20 protein-coding genes are annotated in these 20,243 nt (G+C 40.7%); 1 reads left to right on the forward strand and 19 read right to left on the reverse strand.

Annotation, left to right across the window (positions count from 1 at the left end; translation table 11 throughout):
• Window positions 1–15: 15 nt before the first annotated feature.
• The 8 genes from AAEM60_RS22970 to AAEM60_RS23005 all read right to left on the reverse strand — a co-directional run bounded on the left by AAEM60_RS22970 (window position 16) and on the right by AAEM60_RS23005 (window position 8,276).
• Window positions 16–939 carry a YybS family protein gene (locus AAEM60_RS22970; RefSeq protein ID WP_299745543.1) on the reverse strand — a complete coding sequence of 308 codons (924 nt, stop codon included), beginning with the start codon at window positions 937–939 and terminating at the stop codon, window positions 16–18.
• 541 nt (window positions 940–1,480) lie between these two features.
• A complete protein-coding gene (locus tag AAEM60_RS22975; protein WP_299745545.1) occupies window positions 1,481–3,541 on the reverse strand; it encodes a methyl-accepting chemotaxis protein in 2,061 nt (686 codons plus the stop codon).
• A gap of 231 nt (window positions 3,542–3,772) precedes the next feature.
• Window positions 3,773–4,009: a 30S ribosomal protein S18 gene (gene rpsR / locus AAEM60_RS22980; RefSeq protein ID WP_034764780.1), complete on the reverse strand. Its 237-nt coding sequence runs from the start codon at window positions 4,007–4,009 to the stop codon at window positions 3,773–3,775.
• 41 nt (window positions 4,010–4,050) lie between these two features.
• Window positions 4,051–4,566, reverse strand: coding sequence for a single-stranded DNA-binding protein (gene ssb, locus AAEM60_RS22985; protein ID WP_034764778.1), 516 nt, complete (start codon window positions 4,564–4,566; stop codon window positions 4,051–4,053).
• A 79-nt stretch (window positions 4,567–4,645) separates the two neighbouring features.
• Window positions 4,646–4,933: a 30S ribosomal protein S6 gene (gene rpsF, locus AAEM60_RS22990; RefSeq protein WP_034764776.1), complete on the reverse strand. Its 288-nt coding sequence runs from the start codon at window positions 4,931–4,933 to the stop codon at window positions 4,646–4,648.
• Between the two features lie 285 nt (window positions 4,934–5,218).
• Entirely contained in the window at window positions 5,219–6,319 is a 1,101-nt protein-coding gene (ychF, locus tag AAEM60_RS22995; protein ID WP_299745556.1) for a redox-regulated ATPase YchF, read from the reverse strand.
• Window positions 6,320–7,123: 804 nt separating this feature from the next.
• Window positions 7,124–7,324 carry a DUF951 domain-containing protein gene (locus AAEM60_RS23000; RefSeq protein WP_044340265.1) on the reverse strand — a complete coding sequence of 67 codons (201 nt, stop codon included), beginning with the start codon at window positions 7,322–7,324 and terminating at the stop codon, window positions 7,124–7,126.
• A 13-nt stretch (window positions 7,325–7,337) separates the two neighbouring features.
• A complete protein-coding gene (locus AAEM60_RS23005; protein WP_299745562.1) occupies window positions 7,338–8,276 on the reverse strand; it encodes a mechanosensitive ion channel family protein in 939 nt (312 codons plus the stop codon).
• A gap of 260 nt (window positions 8,277–8,536) precedes the next feature.
• Between AAEM60_RS23005 and yyaC the strand changes: the two genes are divergently transcribed.
• A complete protein-coding gene (yyaC, locus tag AAEM60_RS23010) occupies window positions 8,537–9,157 on the forward strand; it encodes a spore protease YyaC (protein WP_299745565.1) in 621 nt (206 codons plus the stop codon).
• A gap of 56 nt (window positions 9,158–9,213) precedes the next feature.
• Here the strand turns inward: yyaC and AAEM60_RS23015 are convergent, their stop codons facing one another.
• From AAEM60_RS23015 to rpmH, 11 genes are all read right to left on the reverse strand, one after another.
• Window positions 9,214–9,927 carry a DUF554 domain-containing protein gene (locus AAEM60_RS23015; protein ID WP_299745568.1) on the reverse strand — a complete coding sequence of 238 codons (714 nt, stop codon included), beginning with the start codon at window positions 9,925–9,927 and terminating at the stop codon, window positions 9,214–9,216.
• A 117-nt stretch (window positions 9,928–10,044) separates the two neighbouring features.
• Window positions 10,045–10,884, reverse strand: coding sequence for a ParB/RepB/Spo0J family partition protein (locus AAEM60_RS23020; protein WP_299745571.1), 840 nt, complete (start codon window positions 10,882–10,884; stop codon window positions 10,045–10,047).
• On the reverse strand, window positions 10,877–11,638 hold the full coding sequence (locus AAEM60_RS23025; protein ID WP_044340270.1) for an AAA family ATPase: 762 nt from the start codon (window positions 11,636–11,638) through the stop codon (window positions 10,877–10,879). The genes AAEM60_RS23020 and AAEM60_RS23025 overlap by 8 nt, the downstream gene beginning before the upstream one ends.
• Window positions 11,639–11,923: 285 nt before the next feature.
• Window positions 11,924–12,787, reverse strand: a complete 864-nt coding sequence (gene noc, locus AAEM60_RS23030; RefSeq protein WP_299745575.1) for a nucleoid occlusion protein — start codon at window positions 12,785–12,787, stop codon at window positions 11,924–11,926.
• 127 nt (window positions 12,788–12,914) lie between these two features.
• On the reverse strand, window positions 12,915–13,631 hold the full coding sequence (rsmG, locus tag AAEM60_RS23035; protein WP_044340272.1) for a 16S rRNA (guanine(527)-N(7))-methyltransferase RsmG: 717 nt from the start codon (window positions 13,629–13,631) through the stop codon (window positions 12,915–12,917).
• Between the two features lie 21 nt (window positions 13,632–13,652).
• Window positions 13,653–15,545: a tRNA uridine-5-carboxymethylaminomethyl(34) synthesis enzyme MnmG gene (gene mnmG / locus AAEM60_RS23040; RefSeq protein WP_299745584.1), complete on the reverse strand. Its 1,893-nt coding sequence runs from the start codon at window positions 15,543–15,545 to the stop codon at window positions 13,653–13,655.
• A 59-nt stretch (window positions 15,546–15,604) separates the two neighbouring features.
• Entirely contained in the window at window positions 15,605–16,990 is a 1,386-nt protein-coding gene (mnmE, locus tag AAEM60_RS23045) for a tRNA uridine-5-carboxymethylaminomethyl(34) synthesis GTPase MnmE (protein ID WP_299745586.1), read from the reverse strand.
• Between the two features lie 386 nt (window positions 16,991–17,376).
• Window positions 17,377–17,994, reverse strand: a complete 618-nt coding sequence (gene jag, locus AAEM60_RS23050; RefSeq protein WP_299745589.1) for an RNA-binding cell elongation regulator Jag/EloR — start codon at window positions 17,992–17,994, stop codon at window positions 17,377–17,379.
• A complete protein-coding gene (gene spoIIIJ, locus AAEM60_RS23055; protein WP_299745592.1) occupies window positions 17,991–18,779 on the reverse strand; it encodes a YidC family membrane integrase SpoIIIJ in 789 nt (262 codons plus the stop codon). The genes jag and spoIIIJ overlap by 4 nt, the downstream gene beginning before the upstream one ends.
• A 135-nt stretch (window positions 18,780–18,914) precedes the next feature.
• Window positions 18,915–19,289, reverse strand: coding sequence for a ribonuclease P protein component (gene rnpA / locus AAEM60_RS23060; RefSeq protein WP_299745595.1), 375 nt, complete (start codon window positions 19,287–19,289; stop codon window positions 18,915–18,917).
• 166 nt (window positions 19,290–19,455) lie between these two features.
• Window positions 19,456–19,590 carry a 50S ribosomal protein L34 gene (gene rpmH, locus AAEM60_RS23065; RefSeq protein WP_034764748.1) on the reverse strand — a complete coding sequence of 45 codons (135 nt, stop codon included), beginning with the start codon at window positions 19,588–19,590 and terminating at the stop codon, window positions 19,456–19,458.
• Between the last annotated feature and the right edge of the window lie 653 nt (window positions 19,591–20,243).

The raw sequence follows: 20,243 nt of genomic DNA on the forward strand, positions 1-20,243 counted from the left end.
CTGGACCTTAAATTTCTATGACTTACGTTGTAGGCGTTGTCTTAGATCAAATCCTAAGTCAATTATACCTAAAATTCGCACGAGATAAAGAAGTGGAAGTGAAATGATTGTAATTAATACCAAAATACCTTTTGACCATCCTTTTAAATGAGCGAAGAAATAGAGGAATGACAGGCCTTGAACCGCCATCAATGTTTGCAATACGTACAGAACATTAAGAAGGGCCGTATAGGCATAGGTTCCTTTCTCCGGCTGCAGAATCATGGAAAGCACCAGGGTAATTAAATAATACCAAAGAATACTCTTAGGAAGCTTCCATTCTCTAAATGGTTTGAATACCGGCACATCTCTCCCTAAGCGCTTCATGATGGGGAAATTGATCAGCATAAACAACAGTGCCAATACGACGGCAATCCCCAAGAACAAGGTAGGCATCAGCGTCTGTATTAGGTCAATCGAGCTTTCCAGACTTTCTATCAGCTTCTTATCCGGTTCCTGACCAAGCTGCTCAAATAATTGATAATAGGCAGCCTTAGATTCCACTAAGCTATCTTCTATAATATTAACATCGAAGAATAGGATTGAAAAAACAAAACCAATCACAATATTGATGACAAGTGTGAGACTCGATGCCATAAATAGCCTCATTTTATCTACTTTTGCTTTAACACACCAGCCAATCACGACCCCTGTCGTCGCTACCATAAAGGCAACAGGCAGCGCAATGAGTCCTCCAAACAAGAAGGATAATCCTAACGACACGATCAATACGTAAAAAGAATTCAGTAACGAATACTTAGAACTAAACAGAATAAGAGGGAGTGGCAATACGAAAAAGGCCAGCGTTCCTATTAGTGGAACATATAAAGCCAACAACAGTAAAACAGTAAAGATGGCGAGCATAAGCGCACCTTCCGTTAAAACGCGGGGATTTTTCAATTAAAACGCTCCTTACGATAAATTCAAAAACATGCAATAGCACTATCATATCAATTTTGAAGATAGATTTCATCTTAATGACTCACAACAAAAGCGGAGGCGGCTTGGGAAGCCCCGACAAGCATAAGACGAGCTTGCACTAAAGGCTCTTTTTGCCTTTTGGGCAAGACTGGCTTATGACCTCGAGGGGCTAGCCGCCGTAGCTGGATGACACCTAAAGCGGAGGCGGCTTGGGAAGAGGCGACAAGCATACTTTAACGTCCACCATTTAACATTGTTGTGCCACTTTTAACCAAACTTGTGCCATTTTTTGAGTTTATTGTGCCACTTCCCACTAAACTTGTGCCACTTTCACCAAAACTTGTGCCAAATTGTGAATATCAATAACTATTACTGTTAGAGTTACTTCATTTTCATAAAAAAGAGGGAGCCCTTCAACATGCTTCTCTTCTTCATCTACTCTAGTATGCACTCACTTTAAAAAGGAGTATACGCAGTAGATAAAGAATGGCAATGTATCCGGACCACCCTCTAATGAATATTATGAAATTTTAAACCGTTCGATCGAAGACTGAAGCTGTTGGCTTAAGTCTGTTAAGCGTTCAGCAGCTTCTGTAACGGATTGGACAGCCCTTACCTGCTCCTCTGTCGAAGCACTCATTTCCTCGCAGGAAGCGGCTGTTTCTTCGGCTGTTGCGGCCATCATTTGGATCACGTTGACCACTTCATCCTTTTCAAGATTGATTTGACCCACTTCCTTATACATATTCTCAATCTCTAGCTGCATGGATTTCATTAATTGTGAGGTTTCGTTGAATACATGATTCGTTTTTTGAATCACTTCTTTTTGCACCTCGAATGTTTCTTTCGTTTTCACCATTTCGTCCACTGCTTGATGAGATCCTTGTTGAATTTCAACGATCGTGCGTTTAACCTCTTCCGTTGCTTTTACGGATTGGTCTGCAAGCTTGCGTACCTCTTCGGCTACTACTGCGAATCCTTTGCCGTGCTCTCCGGCTCTAGCCGCTTCGATGCTTGCGTTGAGTGCAAGCAGGTTCGTTTGGGAAGATATTTCCGTGATTGTTCCCATAACGGATTCAATCGTCTTCACTTTCGCTTCAAGGCTAAGGATGACTTTTTCCATTGAAGTGATGTATTCACTGGAAGAGTGGTAGGCATTTTCTAATTCTTTTACCTGATTCAGCCCAGACTGGTTCATGACATCTGCTTTACCTGCAAGTACAGACATGGCTTTTGATTTTTCATAAACATCATCAATCCTTGTCCCTAACTGCTCTGTTTGAAGATGCGCACGATCAGAGTCAGCTGCTGACTGGGAAGCTCCGCTGGCGATTTCAGTTACGGCCCTTGCCATTTCTTCACTTGAGGCATTTGTTTCCTCAGAAACTGCACTTAACCCTTCCGCAGATTCCCGTACATTATAAATCGATTCCTGAACGACTTTTATTGTGTCTTTCATATTCACGATCATCCTATTTAAATCTGATGCCAGTAATCCTGTTTCATCTTTGCTGTTAATCGTTGATTGAAGCGATAAATCACCGGACGAAACGTTGGTTACCGTTTTTTGCAACTCTTTAATCGGTTTCGTCATCATATTGGCTACGATGACAACCAACACCAGCATGATGACCAGTGTAATAAGAGCCGTAATCAGAAGTAAGCGTTCAATGTCTTTCGATGATTGAATGAGATCCTCCATACTATAAGCGGATCCCACTTTCCAACTCGTCTTCGGTACCGTACTGTACACTAATACTTTTTTATCGCCTTCCAGGTCATAACGGAGGGTGTCCGATTCTTTTTCTGATTTTAACATTTTGCTGATGAAAGGTAATGTGGACAGATCCTCGCCGCGCTTTGTTGGGTGGACGATGGCTGTTCCATCAAGACCGATTAAAAATGGATAGCCATTATAACCGATATCCATTTTGGAGACCCGTTCGGTAAGTTTCGACAGCTTAATATCGACACCCATTACACCGACCACTTTATTTTCGGATATGATCGCCCTTGAGGCCGTTATGATGTATTCTTCCGTTGCCGTGTCTATATATGGTTCGCTCCAAACGACGCCAGCCCTTGCTTCTTCAGCATCTTTATACCATTCCCTGCTCGTCGGATCAAAGTCGCTCGGTAAGGATACAGATGGGACGATTTTCAGTTTCTTATTGGGCGATGCAAAGTAGATGGAAGTTGCTTCATCATATAAACTTAAATAATTATCAAAATCAGATTGGATATTCGCATATAGCTCTGTATTATCTACTTCAGTTTCTGTTTGCAATTGTACTTTGGCATAATCTTTTAATGAATTCGAGATAGAATATTGATCAATGCTCTTTTCGTATTGTCCAAGGAAGAGTTGAACTGAATTATTTAGTTCCCCTACAATCCCTTGAGTCTGACGAATGACCTCTTCCTCTGTTTTCACCCTTGTCTGCAAGCTTGTGATTGCAATGATAACGGCTAACGAAACCATAAATAAAATGGATATGATCACGATAAGCTTCATTCGAATAGAGGATAGAAGAAAATTCTTCTTATGCTCTACTTTTTTCTTTGTCTTTTTCTTTTTCACATGAATTCCCCCTCTTACTACCAAAAAACTATCTATACATACTCTTATTCATCGACATTTTTCACCATTTCTTTATAGTGATAGGGGAATTAAGGGAAACAAAAAGAGGGTGTTTAGTAGTGGTGGATACTAGAAAGAAGAGGGAGTGTTATCGTTCCTTTATATAGGGCTTTATTCAAAAACAAATAAAAAAGCAGCAGAGACAAGTCTCTGCTGCTTTAGCCGATGATATTATTCACCAGTAACGTATGGAAGTAATGCCATTGTACGAGCGCGTTTGATCGCACGAGTCAACTTACGTTGGTACTTAGCGTTCGTTCCAGTTACACGACGTGGAAGAATCTTTCCACGTTCAGATACGAATTTCTTAAGAAGATCTACATCTTTGAAATCGATATGTGTAATTCCGTTTGCTGTGAAGTAGCACACCTTACGACGTCTACGTCCACCTCTACGTCCTCCTGCCATTTGTTTCGCCTCCTATCTTGTTTGGATTTATTATCGTTCGTTTAGAATGGCAGATCATCATCGGAAATGTCGATCGGCTGACCGTCATTTGCAAATGGATCCTCATCTACACGTGTATAGTTGTTGTTATTATTGTTGTTGCGTTGTTGATTCTGATTCTGACTATACGGATTTCCTTGGTCACGTTGACCTCCACCCGAATAGCCCGGACTTCCTCCACGATCGCCTTGATTCGCACTACGCGGTTCTAAGAACTGAACGCTTTCTGCTACAACTTCCGTCATAAACACACGACGTCCATCCTGTCCTTCGAAATTACGTGTTTGAATACGACCGTCAACGCCAGCTAAGCTGCCTTTTTTAAGAAAGTTTGCTACATTCTCTGCAGGGCGACGCCATACAACACAGTTAATAAAATCTGCTTCCCGTTCTCCTGATTGATTCGTAAAACTACGATTGACAGCCAGTGTAAACGAAGCTACAGCCACTCCACTTGGAGTATATTTTAATTCAGGGTCTTTGGTTAAACGCCCTACTAATACAACTCGGTTCATCATCAGAATCAACCCCTTCCTTCTAGTTTACTGTTTCACGTGAAACAGATGATAGAAGTGTATATCTTAAAAAACGTACGGATTATTCTTCTTCTTTAACAACGATATGACGGATAATATCATCGCTGATTTTAGCTAAACGATCGAATTCGTTAACTGCATCAGAAGTAGCGCTCATCTTAACTAGTTGATAGAAACCATCACGAAAATCGTTGATTTCATACGCTAAACGACGTTTACCCCAATCTTTTGACTCGATGATTTCCGCGCCGTTAGTTGTTAAAACGTTATCGAAACGCTCAACTACTGCTTTCTTTGACTCGTCGTCAATGTTTGGGCGGACAATGTACATAACTTCGTACTTTCTCATCTGAATGTCACCTCCTCGTGGTCTATGCGGTCCTTTCTTTATGAAAGAACAAGGAGCAATGCGTTCATTACTCACGAAATAAAATTATAGCATAAGACTTCTATTATTGCAATAAGACGTAAAAAAAAGACTAGAATTTGGATTCTAGTCTTTTTTCGAGTAAATTTTATTGCTAATAGAATAGTGAGTGCTGGTTGATTTCCGCTCCAGGCACTCGACTCCAATCAACTGTCAACACTATTTTGGCTACAATAGTGACATTACAAAAGAAATTTTCAGATAAACTTACACATTAAAACGGAAGTGAATAATATCTCCGTCTTTTACGAGGTATTCTTTACCTTCGAGGCGGACTTTTCCTGCTTCACGGGCAGCACCCATTGTTCCGGCAGCAACTAAATCATCATAAGATACCGTTTCAGCGCGGATGAATCCTCTTTCGAAGTCGGTGTGGATGACACCGGCACATTGAGGAGCTTTCATTCCTTCACGGAAAGTCCAGGCACGAACCTCTTGAACGCCGGCTGTGAAGTAAGTAGCCAGTCCCAATAGAGAATAAGTTGCACGGATAAGCTGATCTAAACCAGACTCTTCAATTCCTAATTCTTGTAGGAACATCGCCTTTTCTTCATCATCAAGCTCGGCGATTTCAGATTCGATCTTTGCACAAACCACGATCACTTCTGCGTTATCTTCTTTCGCAAATTCACGTACTTTCTGAACATATTCGTTGTCAGAAGGATCGGCAATTTCATCTTCACTTACGTTTGCTACATAAAGAACAGGCTTTGAAGTCAGAAGGTGAAGCTGTTTTACAAGCTTCATTTGCTCATCTGAGAACTCAACTGTACGAGCCGGTTGCTCAGCTTCGAGGGCATCTTTGATTTTTACAAGGATGTCATGCTCAAATACTGCTTCTTTGTCTTTTTGCTTCGCCATTTTCTGAACTCTTGCAAGACGCTTATCTACCGTTTCAAGGTCAGCTAAGATTAACTCCAGGTTGATGACTTCAATATCGGCAATCGGATCGACTTTCCCGGAAACGTGGGTAATATTATCATCCGCAAAACAACGTACAACCTGACAAATCGCATCTACTTGGCGAATGTGAGATAAGAATTTATTTCCTAACCCTTCTCCTTTACTCGCTCCTTTTACAATCCCGGCAATATCCGTGAATTCAAAGGCAGTAGGAACTGTCTTCTTCGGTTCTACAAGCTCTGTTAATTTATCTAAACGGTGATCGGGAACCTCTACGATTCCCACGTTAGGATCAATTGTACAGAAAGGATAGTTGGCAGATTCTGCACCTGCTTTTGTAATTGCGTTAAAAAGAGTTGACTTACCTACGTTTGGTAATCCAACAATACCAGCTGTTAAAGCCATCTTTGTCACTCCTCATTATATTCTTATCTATTTAAAATATCCTGTAAGATCGAAAAACAAGTAAACGGTCGAACCTTTCACAATTATAGAGATAATAGAGGGAAAAGACAAGTGAAGCTTCTGGTGTTCTTTTAGTTAAAGGGCTGTATATATACTCACAATCTGAATATATAAAAGACTCTTTTCATGAAGTTTGTTGCTATTGTAGAGAAGAAAGTAATAGTTGATTTCCGCTCCAGGATGCTCGCTTTCCGCGGGGCTCGCGGTGAGCCTCCGGGGTCTCACCGGTCCAGCTCCAGCGGCTAGCCCCTCGAGGTCATAAGCTAAATGGTCCAAGAAGGCAAAGAACGCCTTCCCGGCCCATTCATCTTATGCTTGTCGGGGCTGAGCAAGCCGCCTCCGCATTTCGGACTGTCCAGCTATTCCCGCAGGAGTGGAGCATCCTGCAGCGAGAATCAACTTTCTAAGCATGTATCCTTAATAGAAATCAATAAAAGCCAACAACCTCTTTCCATTTGATAAAAGAATTCTTTTTTCTAGTTAGTTTGTTTTGGGACACCTTGTAGCTCTGTCACGAAAACTCTCGTGAAGATGGTGAGGGGAACTGCGTAGACTCTTGTGGAAGTACGGACGTGCCGAGACCCCGTTCGTGGCAGAACTTATGTTAAAAAGTAAACAATTTTTGCGAAAAGAGCGATATAAAAAGAGCATTCCATCGTAAAAAAACGATGGAATGCTCTTGAGCCGGCTAATTTGAATATAGGCTGGATTAGGTCAAAAGGATTATGGGTAAAAAAAGAATACTTATTCTTCTGTGCCGCTACTGATGACTTTTTTCATTTTTTTCGCAAAATCTTTTCTGGGGATCATGACACTGTGACCGCATCCTACACATTTTATGCGGATATCCATTCCCATCCGGATCACTTTCCAGCGATTTGTACCACAAGGATGAGGTTTTTTCATTTCTACAATGTCATTTAGAGTGAATGTTTTTGGCTCCACTGGCTTTTCCTCCTCATTCGCTTTCAAGTTTTCTTTGTTTTTCTTCACGAGGTTGGATGTCATCCTGATCGTGACGTGAATACATCACCATGCGAGGGAATGGAATTTCAATACCATGCTCATCCAGGCATAATTTGACCTCTTTACGAATCATTCTCGCCATATACCAATGTCTCATTGGAACCGTTTCAGCAACGATTCGCACGACAACATCTGAAGCTCCAAGAGTTTGAACACCTAACAACTCCGGTGGATTAACAAGATCTTCGTATTTTTGAGGTAGAGTCAGGAGTAGTTCCTGCATCACTTTCTCCGCTTCTTCTATGTTTTCTTCATACGCAATACTGACATCCACAACAGCAATGCTGTTGTGAATGGAGAAGTTCGTTACTTCCGTTATATTACCATTGGGGAAGATGTGCAATTCCCCGGTCCAGCTTTTGATTTTTGTCGTACGAAGGCCGATTTCTTCAACAGTTCCTTCTGCAGAACCAATACGGACATAGTCACCAACTGAAAATTGATCTTCAAAGATAATAAAGAAACCGGTGATGATATCACGAACCAGATTTTGTGCACCGAAACCGACGGCCAGACCGACGATTCCTGCACCAGCGATGAGTCCTTTCACATCGATTTCAAGAGTCGACAAGATCGTCATCAGACTGATGAAATAAATCACATAGGTCAATACATTCTCCAGTAGCTTTAATAGAGTGGCTTCACGGCGTTCGGTGAATTTAAGTGGTGAGCGTGACCGAACCTTAAATACGTTTCGAATCGCTGACCTTCCCAACCTTAAAGCAATATAGGTAATTACCATAATGGCTGCAATCTTTATTGCACCAGAACCGAGAGAAATCCATAACTCATTATCTATGAGTTTATTTACAGCTTCATTTTCTTTAATTTTATCGACTGTTTCTTCGACTTCTGTTTTAGTTCCAGACATATATCGAACCTCCACTTATCATTCAATAAGAAGTATTCCTTATTTTATCAAGTTTCCCTCTCCTTGTGTAGATATAACCTCATATTAAAATAGTTTCTAGAAAATTTTTATTTTATGAAAAAACCATCCATCTTATGTATGAAAAAAAGAAATCGTCCGTATACTGATAATACTTAGAAATTATGATTCTGGTGGTTAGGCCCGATAAAGTTGAACCCCGGAAAATATACCTCTTACACATACCAAAAGGAGTGGAAGCGATGAATCTAAAAAAAGGACTATTTGAACGAAAACCTGAACCCTTTAGAGTCCTTCATCAGGAAGAACGTGCGGCACAGGATCTTTCCGTTCAATTGTCGTCGTTGCTTCCCACTTACTATCGTACAAGACCCATTGTTTTTGTATGTATCGGCACTGATCGTTCAACGGGGGACTCGTTAGGTCCTTTAGTTGGGTCATTAATAGAAGAACAAAACGTTAAGCCTTTCCATGTTTATGGTACGTTGGATGATCCGATTCATGCTGTGAACCTGGAAGAGAAACTGAGTCAAATAGCCTCTGAGCATATAAATCCATTTATCATCGGTGTGGATGCGTGCCTTGGACGGTTAAAAAGCGTAGGGGCCATCCAATTAAGCGAAGGACCTTTAAAGCCTGGAGCGGGTGTTAATAAAGAGCTGCCTGAAGTAGGTGAAATTCACCTGACAGGAATCGTAAATGTCAGTGGATTCATGGAGTTTTTCGTTTTACAAAATACACGTTTAAACCTTGTTATGAAAATGGCTAAGACCATTGCTGAAGCCATTGTGTTAGCAGGTCATTCCGTGGAACGCAGAAATGCCGTCAGTATTGAAAAATGGCGGGAAGAATTGCAGCAATAAAGAAGGGAGATGATACAGACACGTTCTGAGTCATCTCCCTTCTTTATTTTCGCCCTTTACATATAAAGCTGGTAAGCATGTATGATCCCAACGACCATCCCCACCACAATGATGCCGGGAAGTAAATTCGCGACTCTGATTTTCGTGACTCCAATAAGATTCAATCCAATAGCGAAGATCATAATGCCGCCTGCCGATGTCATTTCAACAATATAGGCGTCCATCAGTTCCTGAGGTACCCACTGATGAATCTGAGTCGCAAACAAAGCAATGAATCCTTGATAAAGGACGACTGGAATTGCAGAAAACATCACACCGATCCCTAATGTCGTCGTGAGGATCAGAGACGTAAAACCATCAATGATCGACTTCGTCAAAAGCACGTCATGATCTCCCCTGATACCGCTATCCAATGCACCAATGACGGCCATTGCACCAATGACAAAAATCAGGGTAGCTGTAACAAACCCTTGAGATATGGATGTTTCTTTATTACTGCCAAGCTTCTTTTCCAACCAGTTTCCCAATGAGTTAAGCTTGTCCTCCAGATTCATCCATTCTCCCCAGGCAGCACCGAGAGCCAAGCTGATGATGACAATGAGGAAGTTTTCACTTTTCAACCCCATCTGTAATCCCAGGACGATTACGGCTAAACCAATCGCCTTCATGACGGTTCCCTTCATATCTTCTGGTATGCGGTGAAGGACTTTACCAAGGAGAGTACCGATGATAATACATATTCCATTTACTAACGTTCCTAAAAGTACCATGACGTTTCCCCTTATGATTATTTCCCGAAGAATAGTATTTTCTATGTACCATATGGAAGAGGACTGGCTTAAATGGTACGTGAAACACCATTTAAGTCAGTCCCTTTCACATTCATTTTACTGCAATAACTCTAAGATACGATCCAGATCTTCTTTCGAGAAAAATTCCAATTCGATTTTCCCTTTTTTCTTTGATTGTTTAATTGTGACCGTTGTACCGAAGCGTTCGCGTAGAAGGGATTCCTGCTCCTGAATAAAGACATCTTTACGTTCTGTCTTTTTTGTTTCACGTGGAACATTCTCATTCAGCTCTTGAATGATTTTTTCTAATTGGCGAACGTTTAATGATTCTTTAAGGATACGATTCACAACCGTTGATAGATTCTTCTTATTTTTCAACCCAAGGAGTGCACGACCGTGGCCCATCGTTAACTTACCTTCTGAAATTAGTTCTTGGATAGGGGCAGGGAGGGACAGCAAGCGAATATGATTGGCAATATGAGGTCTGCTCTTTCCCAATCTCTTAGCTAATTCCTCTTGAGTAAGTTTTAACTTATCCATGAGCATTTGATAAGCTGCACCTTCTTCGATCGGTGTCAGATCTTCCCGTTGAAGGTTTTCTAAAACGGCCAGCTCCATCATTTGTTGATCATTCAATTCCCGGACCACGACAGGAACCGATTCTAATTTAGCCGCTTTTGCTGCACGATAACGACGTTCCCCTACGACAATTTCATACCCTTTGATTGTTTTACGCACAATGATCGGTTGGAGGATACCGTGTTCTAAGATCGAATCTTTTAATTCTTCTATTGCTTGTGGCTCAAAGATTTTTCGTGGCTGATATGGATTCGGCCGAATTTCTTTCAGACTCACTTCTTGTACGGACTCTTCATTTTGAGTTGTTTGGATATTGGTAAAGAGAGCATTGATGCCCTTTCCTAAACCTTTAGCCATTCGCCACCACTTCCTTTGCTAGTTCTAAATAAACTTCTGCTCCCCTGGATTTAGCATCATAGATGATAATCGGTTCACCATGACTGGGCGCTTCACTTAAACGAACGTTACGTGGAATAATTGTGCGATACACTTTATCTTGAAAATATTTTTTCACTTCTTCAATCACCTGGATCCCCAGATTGGTTCTTGCATCCAGCATCGTTAACAACACACCATCAATCATGAGATCATGATTCAGGTGCTTCTGCACTAAACGAACTGTACTTAATAGCTGACTTAATCCTTCCAGAGCGTAATACTCGCACTGTACCGGGATAATGACGGCATCAGAGGCTGTTAAAGCATTGATTGTTAATAGTCCTAATGAAGGAGGACAATCAATGATAATATAATCAAATTCGTCTTTCACTTTCTCTAACGCTTTCTTTAAACGCACTTCACGGGAGATGGTTGGAACAAGTTCAATTTCTGCTCCAGCCAATGAAATGGTTGCAGGTACAATGGATAGATTCTCTACTTTTGATTGTTTAATGGTTTCTCTGACATCTACATCATCCACCAGCACATCGTATATACATTGCTGGACATCCCCTTTTTCAACACCGACACCACTAGTGCCGTTTCCTTGAGGATCTATATCCACCAGTAAAACCTTTTTCCCTATATAAGCTAAACAAGCCCCCAAATTGACGGATGTTGTGGTCTTTCCCACTCCACCTTTTTGGTTTGTAACGGCTACTATTCTGCCCAAGGTTGTCACCTACCTTTTGACTTCCTAAGATTGACTAAATTTTTTCACAGTATTCTTCTATTCTATCAAAATTCCTCGTTAATTGTCTGTCAATTTTTCAAAAAGTACAGTGTTTCTAAAAATAGGAAAACGTGAATAGTCCATAGTTCACGAAACGACAGTATTTGCTCTGAATCGACAGAACTAGACTCTGGAAGATTACATATTTATGAACACTTTGCAAAAAGAACCAAACAAAAAAGTGAGAAACCAATCCGATATGTTTCTCACTTTTAGACTACGAATCTATTTTTTTTTAGGAATACGAATGGTGAACTGATAGAATTCCTCATGTTCTTCTTCTTCAGAGTCCAGATTGATTCCGCTGTCTGATACCATGGAAAGAGATTGACGAATCGTATTCACAGCAATTCTCATGTCCTTACTGAAAGCTTTACGTTTAGGTTTTGGCTTTTGAGTCGTTCCTTCTTGCATTTTCACAACCCGGTCTTCGGTTTGTTTGACATTTAAGCTTTTTTCAATGATTTCTTGAAGAAGCTGGATCTGCTTTTCATAATTCTTCAATGGGATTAAAGCCCTGGCATGACGTTCTGTAATCTTTTTATCTAATAAGGCTGATTGAATTTCTTCTGGAAGCTTTAGGAGACGAAGCTTGTTCGCCACAGTCGATTGTCCTTTTCCTAAACGTTGAGCAAGGGCTTCTTGAGTCAGATCATGTAACTCCAACAGTTTTCCATAAGCGATTGCTTCTTCTATAGGAGAGAGCTCTTCTCTTTGTAAATTTTCAATTAATGCAACAGATGCTGTTTCTGTATCATTAAGATTCTTTACAATTGCCGGTACTGTTTCCCAGCCAAGCTTTTGAACGGCTCTATATCGACGTTCACCTGCAATGATTTCAAACTGTTCATCATCGTATTGTCTAACCACAATCGGCTGGATAATACCATGAGTGTGAATCGTTCTGGATAACTCTTCTATCTTTTCATCATTAAACACAGTTCGTGGTTGAAAGCGATTAGGGATGATTTGTGAGACGGGTATCTTTTTCACTTCATCTCGATCTTCTTCCACTACATTTGATTCTTCAGATTCAACATCTTGCTCCTTTTCACCTAGGCCAAAAAAACGAGAGAAAGGATGCTTCATCTTCCTACACCACCTTTAAGAAACTCCCTTTAATAATATTCTCTAAAATATGACGAGTTCCTGCCTATGCTTTAGATCATCCAAGCTCAGGTTCAGTGTTACCATGAAGGCAGGAGAACTGTTCATACTATTCTAACGGTAATTTATTTGGTGTCCCAGGTTTTCTGGGATATTTGTTAGGCGTTTCCTTCACTTTGTCGATCTTCACGATATTACGTTCACTTTCCTCTTCCGGAAGAATGAATGAATACATTTTATCGGTTTGTCCGCCCAGCATGCCGATTGCTTTCTTTGCATTGGATAGCTCCTCATTTACGTTTGAAGCCTTCATGGCTACAAAGAAACCACCCTTTTTAACAAGAGGCAAACATAATTCACTTAAAACAGACATTCTGGCTACGGCCCTTGCTGTAACCATATCATACTTTTCACGATGAGCCTTGTTTTTACCGAAGGTCTCAGCACGATCATGATAGAAATTCGTGTTTTCAAGCCCTAACTCATCTGACAAATGGTTTAAGAACGTAATCCGCTTGTTCAAGGAATCAACAATTGAGATATGTAAGTGCGGGAAGCATATTTTAAGAGGGATACTCGGAAAACCAGCTCCTGCCCCAACATCACAAAGGGTTGTCACCTGCGAGAAATCAACATAAAAAGCTGCGCTGATCGAATCGTAAAAATGCTTTAAATACACATCTTCCTTTTCCGTGATGGCCGTCAGGTTCATTTTTTCATTCCATTCAACCAACAATTCATAATAGCGCTCAAACTGATTTAATTGCTGAGAAGAAAGGGGGATCCCCTTCTCCTCAAGCATTGATTGAAATTCATTTACATTCATGAAATTATCCTTCCTTTACCTCTATTGATCACCGGATACTTTTGCAATTTTCCCTTGCTCGATATAGACGAGTAAAATAGAGATGTCTGCAGGATTCACTCCTGAAATCCGGGAAGCCTGTGCCAGAGAAAGGGGCTGAACCTCGATTAATTTCTGTCTCGCTTCAGAAGCTAAACCGCTGATCGCACTGTAATCAATGTTCTCAGGAATTCGTTTATTTTCCATCTTCTTCATTTTATCGACCTGTTGAAGAGATTTTTCAATATAGCCCTCGTATTTCACTTGAATTTCCACTTGTTCCTCTACGTCGGGATCAAGCTCGATTTCACTTGGAACGAGTGATTTAATATGACTATAGTTCATTTCAGGGCGCTTCAGAAGATCCGCTGCTAATATGCCGTCTTTCAGCTCACTGCCGCCCGATTCACGGATAACGGCCTGTGTTTCGTCAGTAGGCTTGATGCGGATTCCTTCCAGGCGTTTTTTCTCTGAAAAGATCGCTTCTTTTTTAGCTGTAAACCGTTCGTATCGGTCATCGGAAATCAATCCTATTTTATGACCGATATCCGTAAGACGAAGATCGGCATTGTCATGACGCAGCAACAGGCGATATTCAGCACGGGAAGTCAATAGACGATAAGGTTCGTTGGTACCTTTGGTCACGAGGTCATCAATGAGAACCCCGATATAAGCATCAGAGCGGCTTAAGATGACTTCTTCTTTATCCAGGGCACGGCACGCAGCATTGATCCCCGCCATCAAACCTTGTCCAGCTGCTTCTTCATATCCGGACGTTCCATTGATTTGTCCCGCTGTATAAAGATTTTTAATTTTTTTCGTTTCAAGGGTCGGCCATAATTGTGTAGGCACGATGGAATCATACTCGATGGCATACCCGGCACGCATCATTTGTACTTCCTCAAGACCCGGGATGGTTTGAAGAATCTTTTGCTGTACGTCTTCAGGTAAGCTCGTTGATAATCCTTGAACATACACTTCTTGTGTGTTTCTTCCTTCCGGCTCCAAGAAAATCTGATGACGCGGTTTATCATGGAAACGGACGACTTTATCTTCAATGGAAGGACAGTAACGTGGTCCGGTTCCTTTGATCATCCCAGAGTACATTGGAGAACGATGGAGATTGTCGTCAATCAATTGATGAGTCTGTTCGTTCGTATATGTGAGCCAACATGGAAGTTGATCAGTGATATATTTCGTCGTTTCATAGCTGAACGCACGCGGAACATCATCACCCGGTTGAATTTCTGTTTTCGAATAATCGATAGTCGAACTATTCACTCGTGGTGGCGTTCCTGTTTTAAAACGAACGGTGTCGAAGCCCAATTCATGTAAGTGATCAGACAATCTAATAGAAGGCTGCTGATTATTAGGTCCGCTTGAATATTTCAGATCTCCTAAAATAATTTCTCCGCGGAGGAATGTACCCGTAGTAATGACGACAGTTTTCGCACGGTAGGCAGCACCCGTCATCGTAACAACACCTTTACATTCACCATCTTCTACGATTAATTCCTCGACCATTCCTTGCATCAAGGTCATGTTCGGTTCATTTTCGATTGTGCGTTTCATTTCATGTTGATAAAGGAATTTATCGGCCTGAGCTCGTAATGCCCGGACAGCTGGTCCTTTTCCTGTGTTCAACATTCTCATCTGAATATGTGTTTTATCTATATTACGCCCCATTTCTCCACCCAGAGCGTCAATCTCTCTTACAACGATCCCTTTTGCCGGACCACCAACGGATGGATTACATGGCATAAAGGCGACCATATCTAAGTTAATGGTGACCATTAACGTTTTAGCTCCCATACGGGCGGAAGCAAGTCCTGCTTCTACTCCGGCATGGCCAGCACCAATGACAATGACATCATATTGCCCTGCGTCATATTGCATGGTTTTATTTTTCCTCCTTGTAGGATCGCAACTGGTATGCGTCCACCTTTTAATAATGTTTATTTCCCTAAGCAGAATTGTGAAAACAGCTGGTCAATCAAACTTTCATGAACGCTATCTCCAATGATTTCACCTAAAAGCTCCCACGTTCTGGTTAAGTCTATTTGAGCGATATCGATGGGAGTTCCCATTTCTACGCTATCGATTGCTTCATTAATCGCAAGGGATGCTTGATTGAGTAAAGCAATATGACGGCTATTGGACACATACGTCATATCCCCCGCTTCAATGGACCCTGCAAAGAATAAAGATGAAATCGCTTCTTCCAGCTCATCGATTCCTTGCTCTTCAAGTAAAGCCGTTGTGACTAGCTGATGATTTTCCGCTAGTTTTCTTACTTTATCTATATCAATTTTCTGAGGCAGATCCGTTTTGTTCACGATGACAATAACGTCCATTCCTCTAACCGCTTCGAAAAGCTGTTCATCCTCAGGAGTTAATTCATCCGCATAGTTGAGCACAAGTAAAATTAAATCCGCTTCTTTCAATACTTGTCGTGAACGTTCCACACCGATTCGCTCGACAATGTCCTCTGTTTCACGAATCCCGGCCGTATCGACCAGACGTAACGGAACACCGCGTACATTCACGTATTCTTCAATCACATCCCGTGTTGTTCCAGGGATATCGGTTACGATCGCCTTGTTTTCATGAACAAGGCTGTTTAATAAAGATGACTTTCCTACATTTGGTCGGCCAATAATAACGGTGGAAAGACCTTCTCTAAGAATTTTCCCCTGTTCTGATGTTCGTACAAGACGGTCAATTTCATCCCGGACATGCTTCGATTTCTCCAACAGTACATTATGCGTCATTTCTTCCACATCATCGTATTCCGGATAATCGATATTCACTTCTACATGGGCCAGTGTTTCAAGAATTTCCTGACGAAGCTTTCGAATCAAATTGGAAAGTCGGCCTTCCATTTGATTCAGTGCCACATTCATCGCCCGATCGGTTTTTGCCCGTATCAGATCCATGACCGCTTCTGCCTGGGAAAGGTCGATTCTTCCGTTCAAGAATGCCCGTTTTGTAAATTCACCCGGCTCTGCAAGGCGGGCCCCATTTTTCAATACGAGCTGCAATACTTTATTAACCGACACGAGTCCCCCGTGGCAGTTGATTTCTATAATATCTTCACGGGTAAATGTCTTGGGACCTCTCATCACAGAAACCATGACTTCTTCCACCACTTGCTCTGTGTCCGGATCGATAATATGTCCATAATGAATGGTATGCGAAGCAAATTCATTCATCGAGCTTCCCTTCATTCCCTTAAAGATCTTATCACCGATATCGAAGGCTTGATCACCGCTTAAACGCACAATAGCAATGGCTCCTTCTCCCATTGGAGTGGAAATTGCGGCGATTGTATCAAACTCCATCGTATTCACCTCTCTTATAACTGAGTCTATTTATATAAAAAATTTTAGTATTGAGCAAAGTTTCCCCAAATTATTAGAATATCACAATCCTATTTAATACTAAAGAAAGGAAACCAACTAATAACCACCAAATAATGTTATCCACATATCCAATACTTCATCTCTATTATTTTAACTTATCCACATGTGAATAACAATAAACCGGGATGAAAATAAGAATCCACAGAGTTGTGACGCGACAACGGGGGAAGAACATTAAAGGGGTTAGCTTGCATAGGAAGTGTCCTGCAGGAGAAATAAACGACTCATTTCTCTGTAAAAAAGCAATAAAGTTTTCGAAATGAGCAAAAAAAAAAAAACGATCCCCCGAAAGGAATCGTCTTTTATTATTTTGGAGCAATCACTATATAGCGATTTGGTTCTCTACCTTCTGAATGTGTATCAACAGTCGTCGAATCGACTAATGCTGTATGGATCACTTTTCGTTCATAGGAAGGCATAGGTTCTAATGAAACTGAACGATTTGTGCGCAACGCTTTCTCTGCTAAACGTTCAGCCAGGTTTGTTAACGTTTGCTTACGTCTTTCTCGATAGTTCTCTGCATCTAAAAGGATGGTGATGAACTGATCGGAAACCCTATTTGCAATTAGTTGAGTTAAATGTTGAAGAGCATTCAACGTTTGTCCTCTTTTTCCTATTAAGAGAGCCATTTTTTCACCGGATATGTTGAACTCCACATCTCTTCCATCTCTTTTCACATCAATGGTAGCATTAACTCCCATTTCATGTGCAACAGACAAAAGAAAATCTTTCGCTTCATTTACCGGATCAATCGCTTTTTTGACTTGAACGACTGCCGGTCTTCCTCCAAACAATCCGAACAAACTTTTTTTACCTTGATCAATGACGTCAATTTCTGCTTCTTCTTGGGTGATATTCAGTTGAGACAAGGCTGATTCAATGGCTTCTTCCACCGTTTGACCAGTCGCTTCTACTTCTCTCACTTTTTCTTTCCTCCCGAATTCCCACCAGCTTTAGCGGTTTGCGCTTCTTTAATTTCAGGTCCTTTAATAAAGTACGTTTGAACGATCATAAATAGATTTCCAACTACCCAGTAAAGGGATAGAGCTGCAGGGAAGTTAATCGCAAAAATGATGATCATGACTGGCATGATATAGAGCATCATCGCCATTTGCGGATTTTGATTCGCTGTACCCGCCATCATTAATTTCTGTTGGATAAACGTCGTAACACCTGCAACTAAAGGTAAAATATAGTAAGGATCCGGGTTACCCAGATCGAACCACAAGAAATTATGAGCTTTAATTTCTTCTGTTCTTACGATCGCATGGTAGAACCCAATTAAAATCGGCATCTGAACAATTAATGGGAAACAACCCGCCAGCGGATTTACCCCATGACTTTGGAATAAAGCCATCGTTTCTTGTTGAAGTTTTTGTTGTGTCTGTGCATCTTTAGAGCTATATTTTTCACGCAGCTTTTTCATTTCTGGTTGTAAAGCCTGCATGGCTTTTGAATTTTTCGTTTGTTTAATCATTAATGGCAGAATCGCTAAACGAATAATCAATGTAACAATGACAATGGCCAGTCCATAAGAACCGCTCATGAACTCAGCTACCATAGTAATTAATTGTGATAAAGGATAGACAATGTATTCATTCCATATTCCGCTACTCTCAGGTGTGATAGGCTGATTGTATTCCGTACAACCTGATAGTATAGCCATTAGCCCAATGATTCCCATCAGGGCTATAATTCTCTTTTTCACCCTTATTTTCCTCCCAACTAATATCTTTCAAGTAAAATGTAAAACAGGTCTCCCGTACTTAAAAAGTACAATCTCTCGTATTGTAACATCTTTTCATAGGATTGTGATGACGAAACCTGTCAATATCGTAAAATGTTATGACTTCTTTCTATCATGTTTGCCATTAGAGGATCTTTTCAACACTTTTCCTCTTTTTAGCACATGGGTGAGGCTGCCCTTCACCTCATGAAAATTCATTTCGGCCGCCGGTTTTCTGGCGATGATTAAATAATCGTACTGATCTTGTACGTCTTCTTGTAACTCTAAGAAAGCCTGCCTGACATATCGCTTTATTTGGTTTCGACAAACTGCGTTCCCGATTTTCTTACTTACCGAGATCCCGATTCGAAACGGTTGAGGCTCTTCTTTCTTCAATAGATATAAAACGAATTGCCGATTTGCAAAGGATGTTCCTTTTTTAAATATCTCCTGGAACTCTTTATTTTTCTTCACTCTCTGATCTTTCCGCATTGACCACACCTAATTTTCATTTTTGTCTTGATGTATCCTCGACATTATTGGCTCATTCATTTGAAATTATAAGTGATTTTTCTCTTTATTCTCTATAAGAACGAGCCAAATCGTCTTTCCCCTTGGATATAAAGGAAAAAAAAGACCACTGAGTCAGTTCAGTGGTCTAAGCAGATAATACTTTTCTTCCTTTGCTACGACGACGAGCTAAAACATTGCGTCCGTTTTTAGAGCTCATACGTGCACGGAAACCGTGGTTCTTTTTTCTTTTGCGATTATTTGGTTGAAACGTTCTTTTCATCTATGACACCTCCCTGAAGGATATCTTTATAAAAGTTAAAGACATTCCTCACTATTATAAAGACGGTACCCATAAAAAGTCAACACTCATATTATTTTTCTTTTTGCTTCTGTTCTTGCATTAATAGATTTTCTGAAGTAAGTCATTAGTAATCATCGTTAATCCTAGCTGATAGTTTCCAACAAGCGAGTACTGGTTGATTTCCGCTCCAATCAACTTACTTAGCCTGCAGTTTTTATTTAAAATAAAACATCTCTTTTTTCAAATAACGAAATTTCTTCTAGATCTTTCTCCTTCTACAAATCATCTTCAATTTCTCTATTCAACCTGCCTGTGGATAGGATTCGACACCGTTTTAAATTATCCACAACACATATTGACAACTTTTTCACAAGTTCATAGCTTGTGGACAAAACAATTCCACAAGGTCCCCAGGTTGTGGATAAAATTTAAAAAGCATTGCACCCCCTAGGATATTTTGATATGATTATTGTGTTTTCACTCTTAATAACTCTATTTACGAAATCGGGTTATCCACAATTTGTGGATATCATGTGGGTAACTTATTCAGAGGGTTTGTAAAACGTTGTCCACAAGTGGTGGATATTGTCGAAAAACCATTTTCTTTCCTTATTATATATATTTTCCACATT

It is taken from the genome of Rossellomorea sp. y25, assembly GCF_038049935.1.
Taxonomy (GTDB): Bacteria; Bacillota; Bacilli; order Bacillales; family Bacillaceae_B; genus Rossellomorea.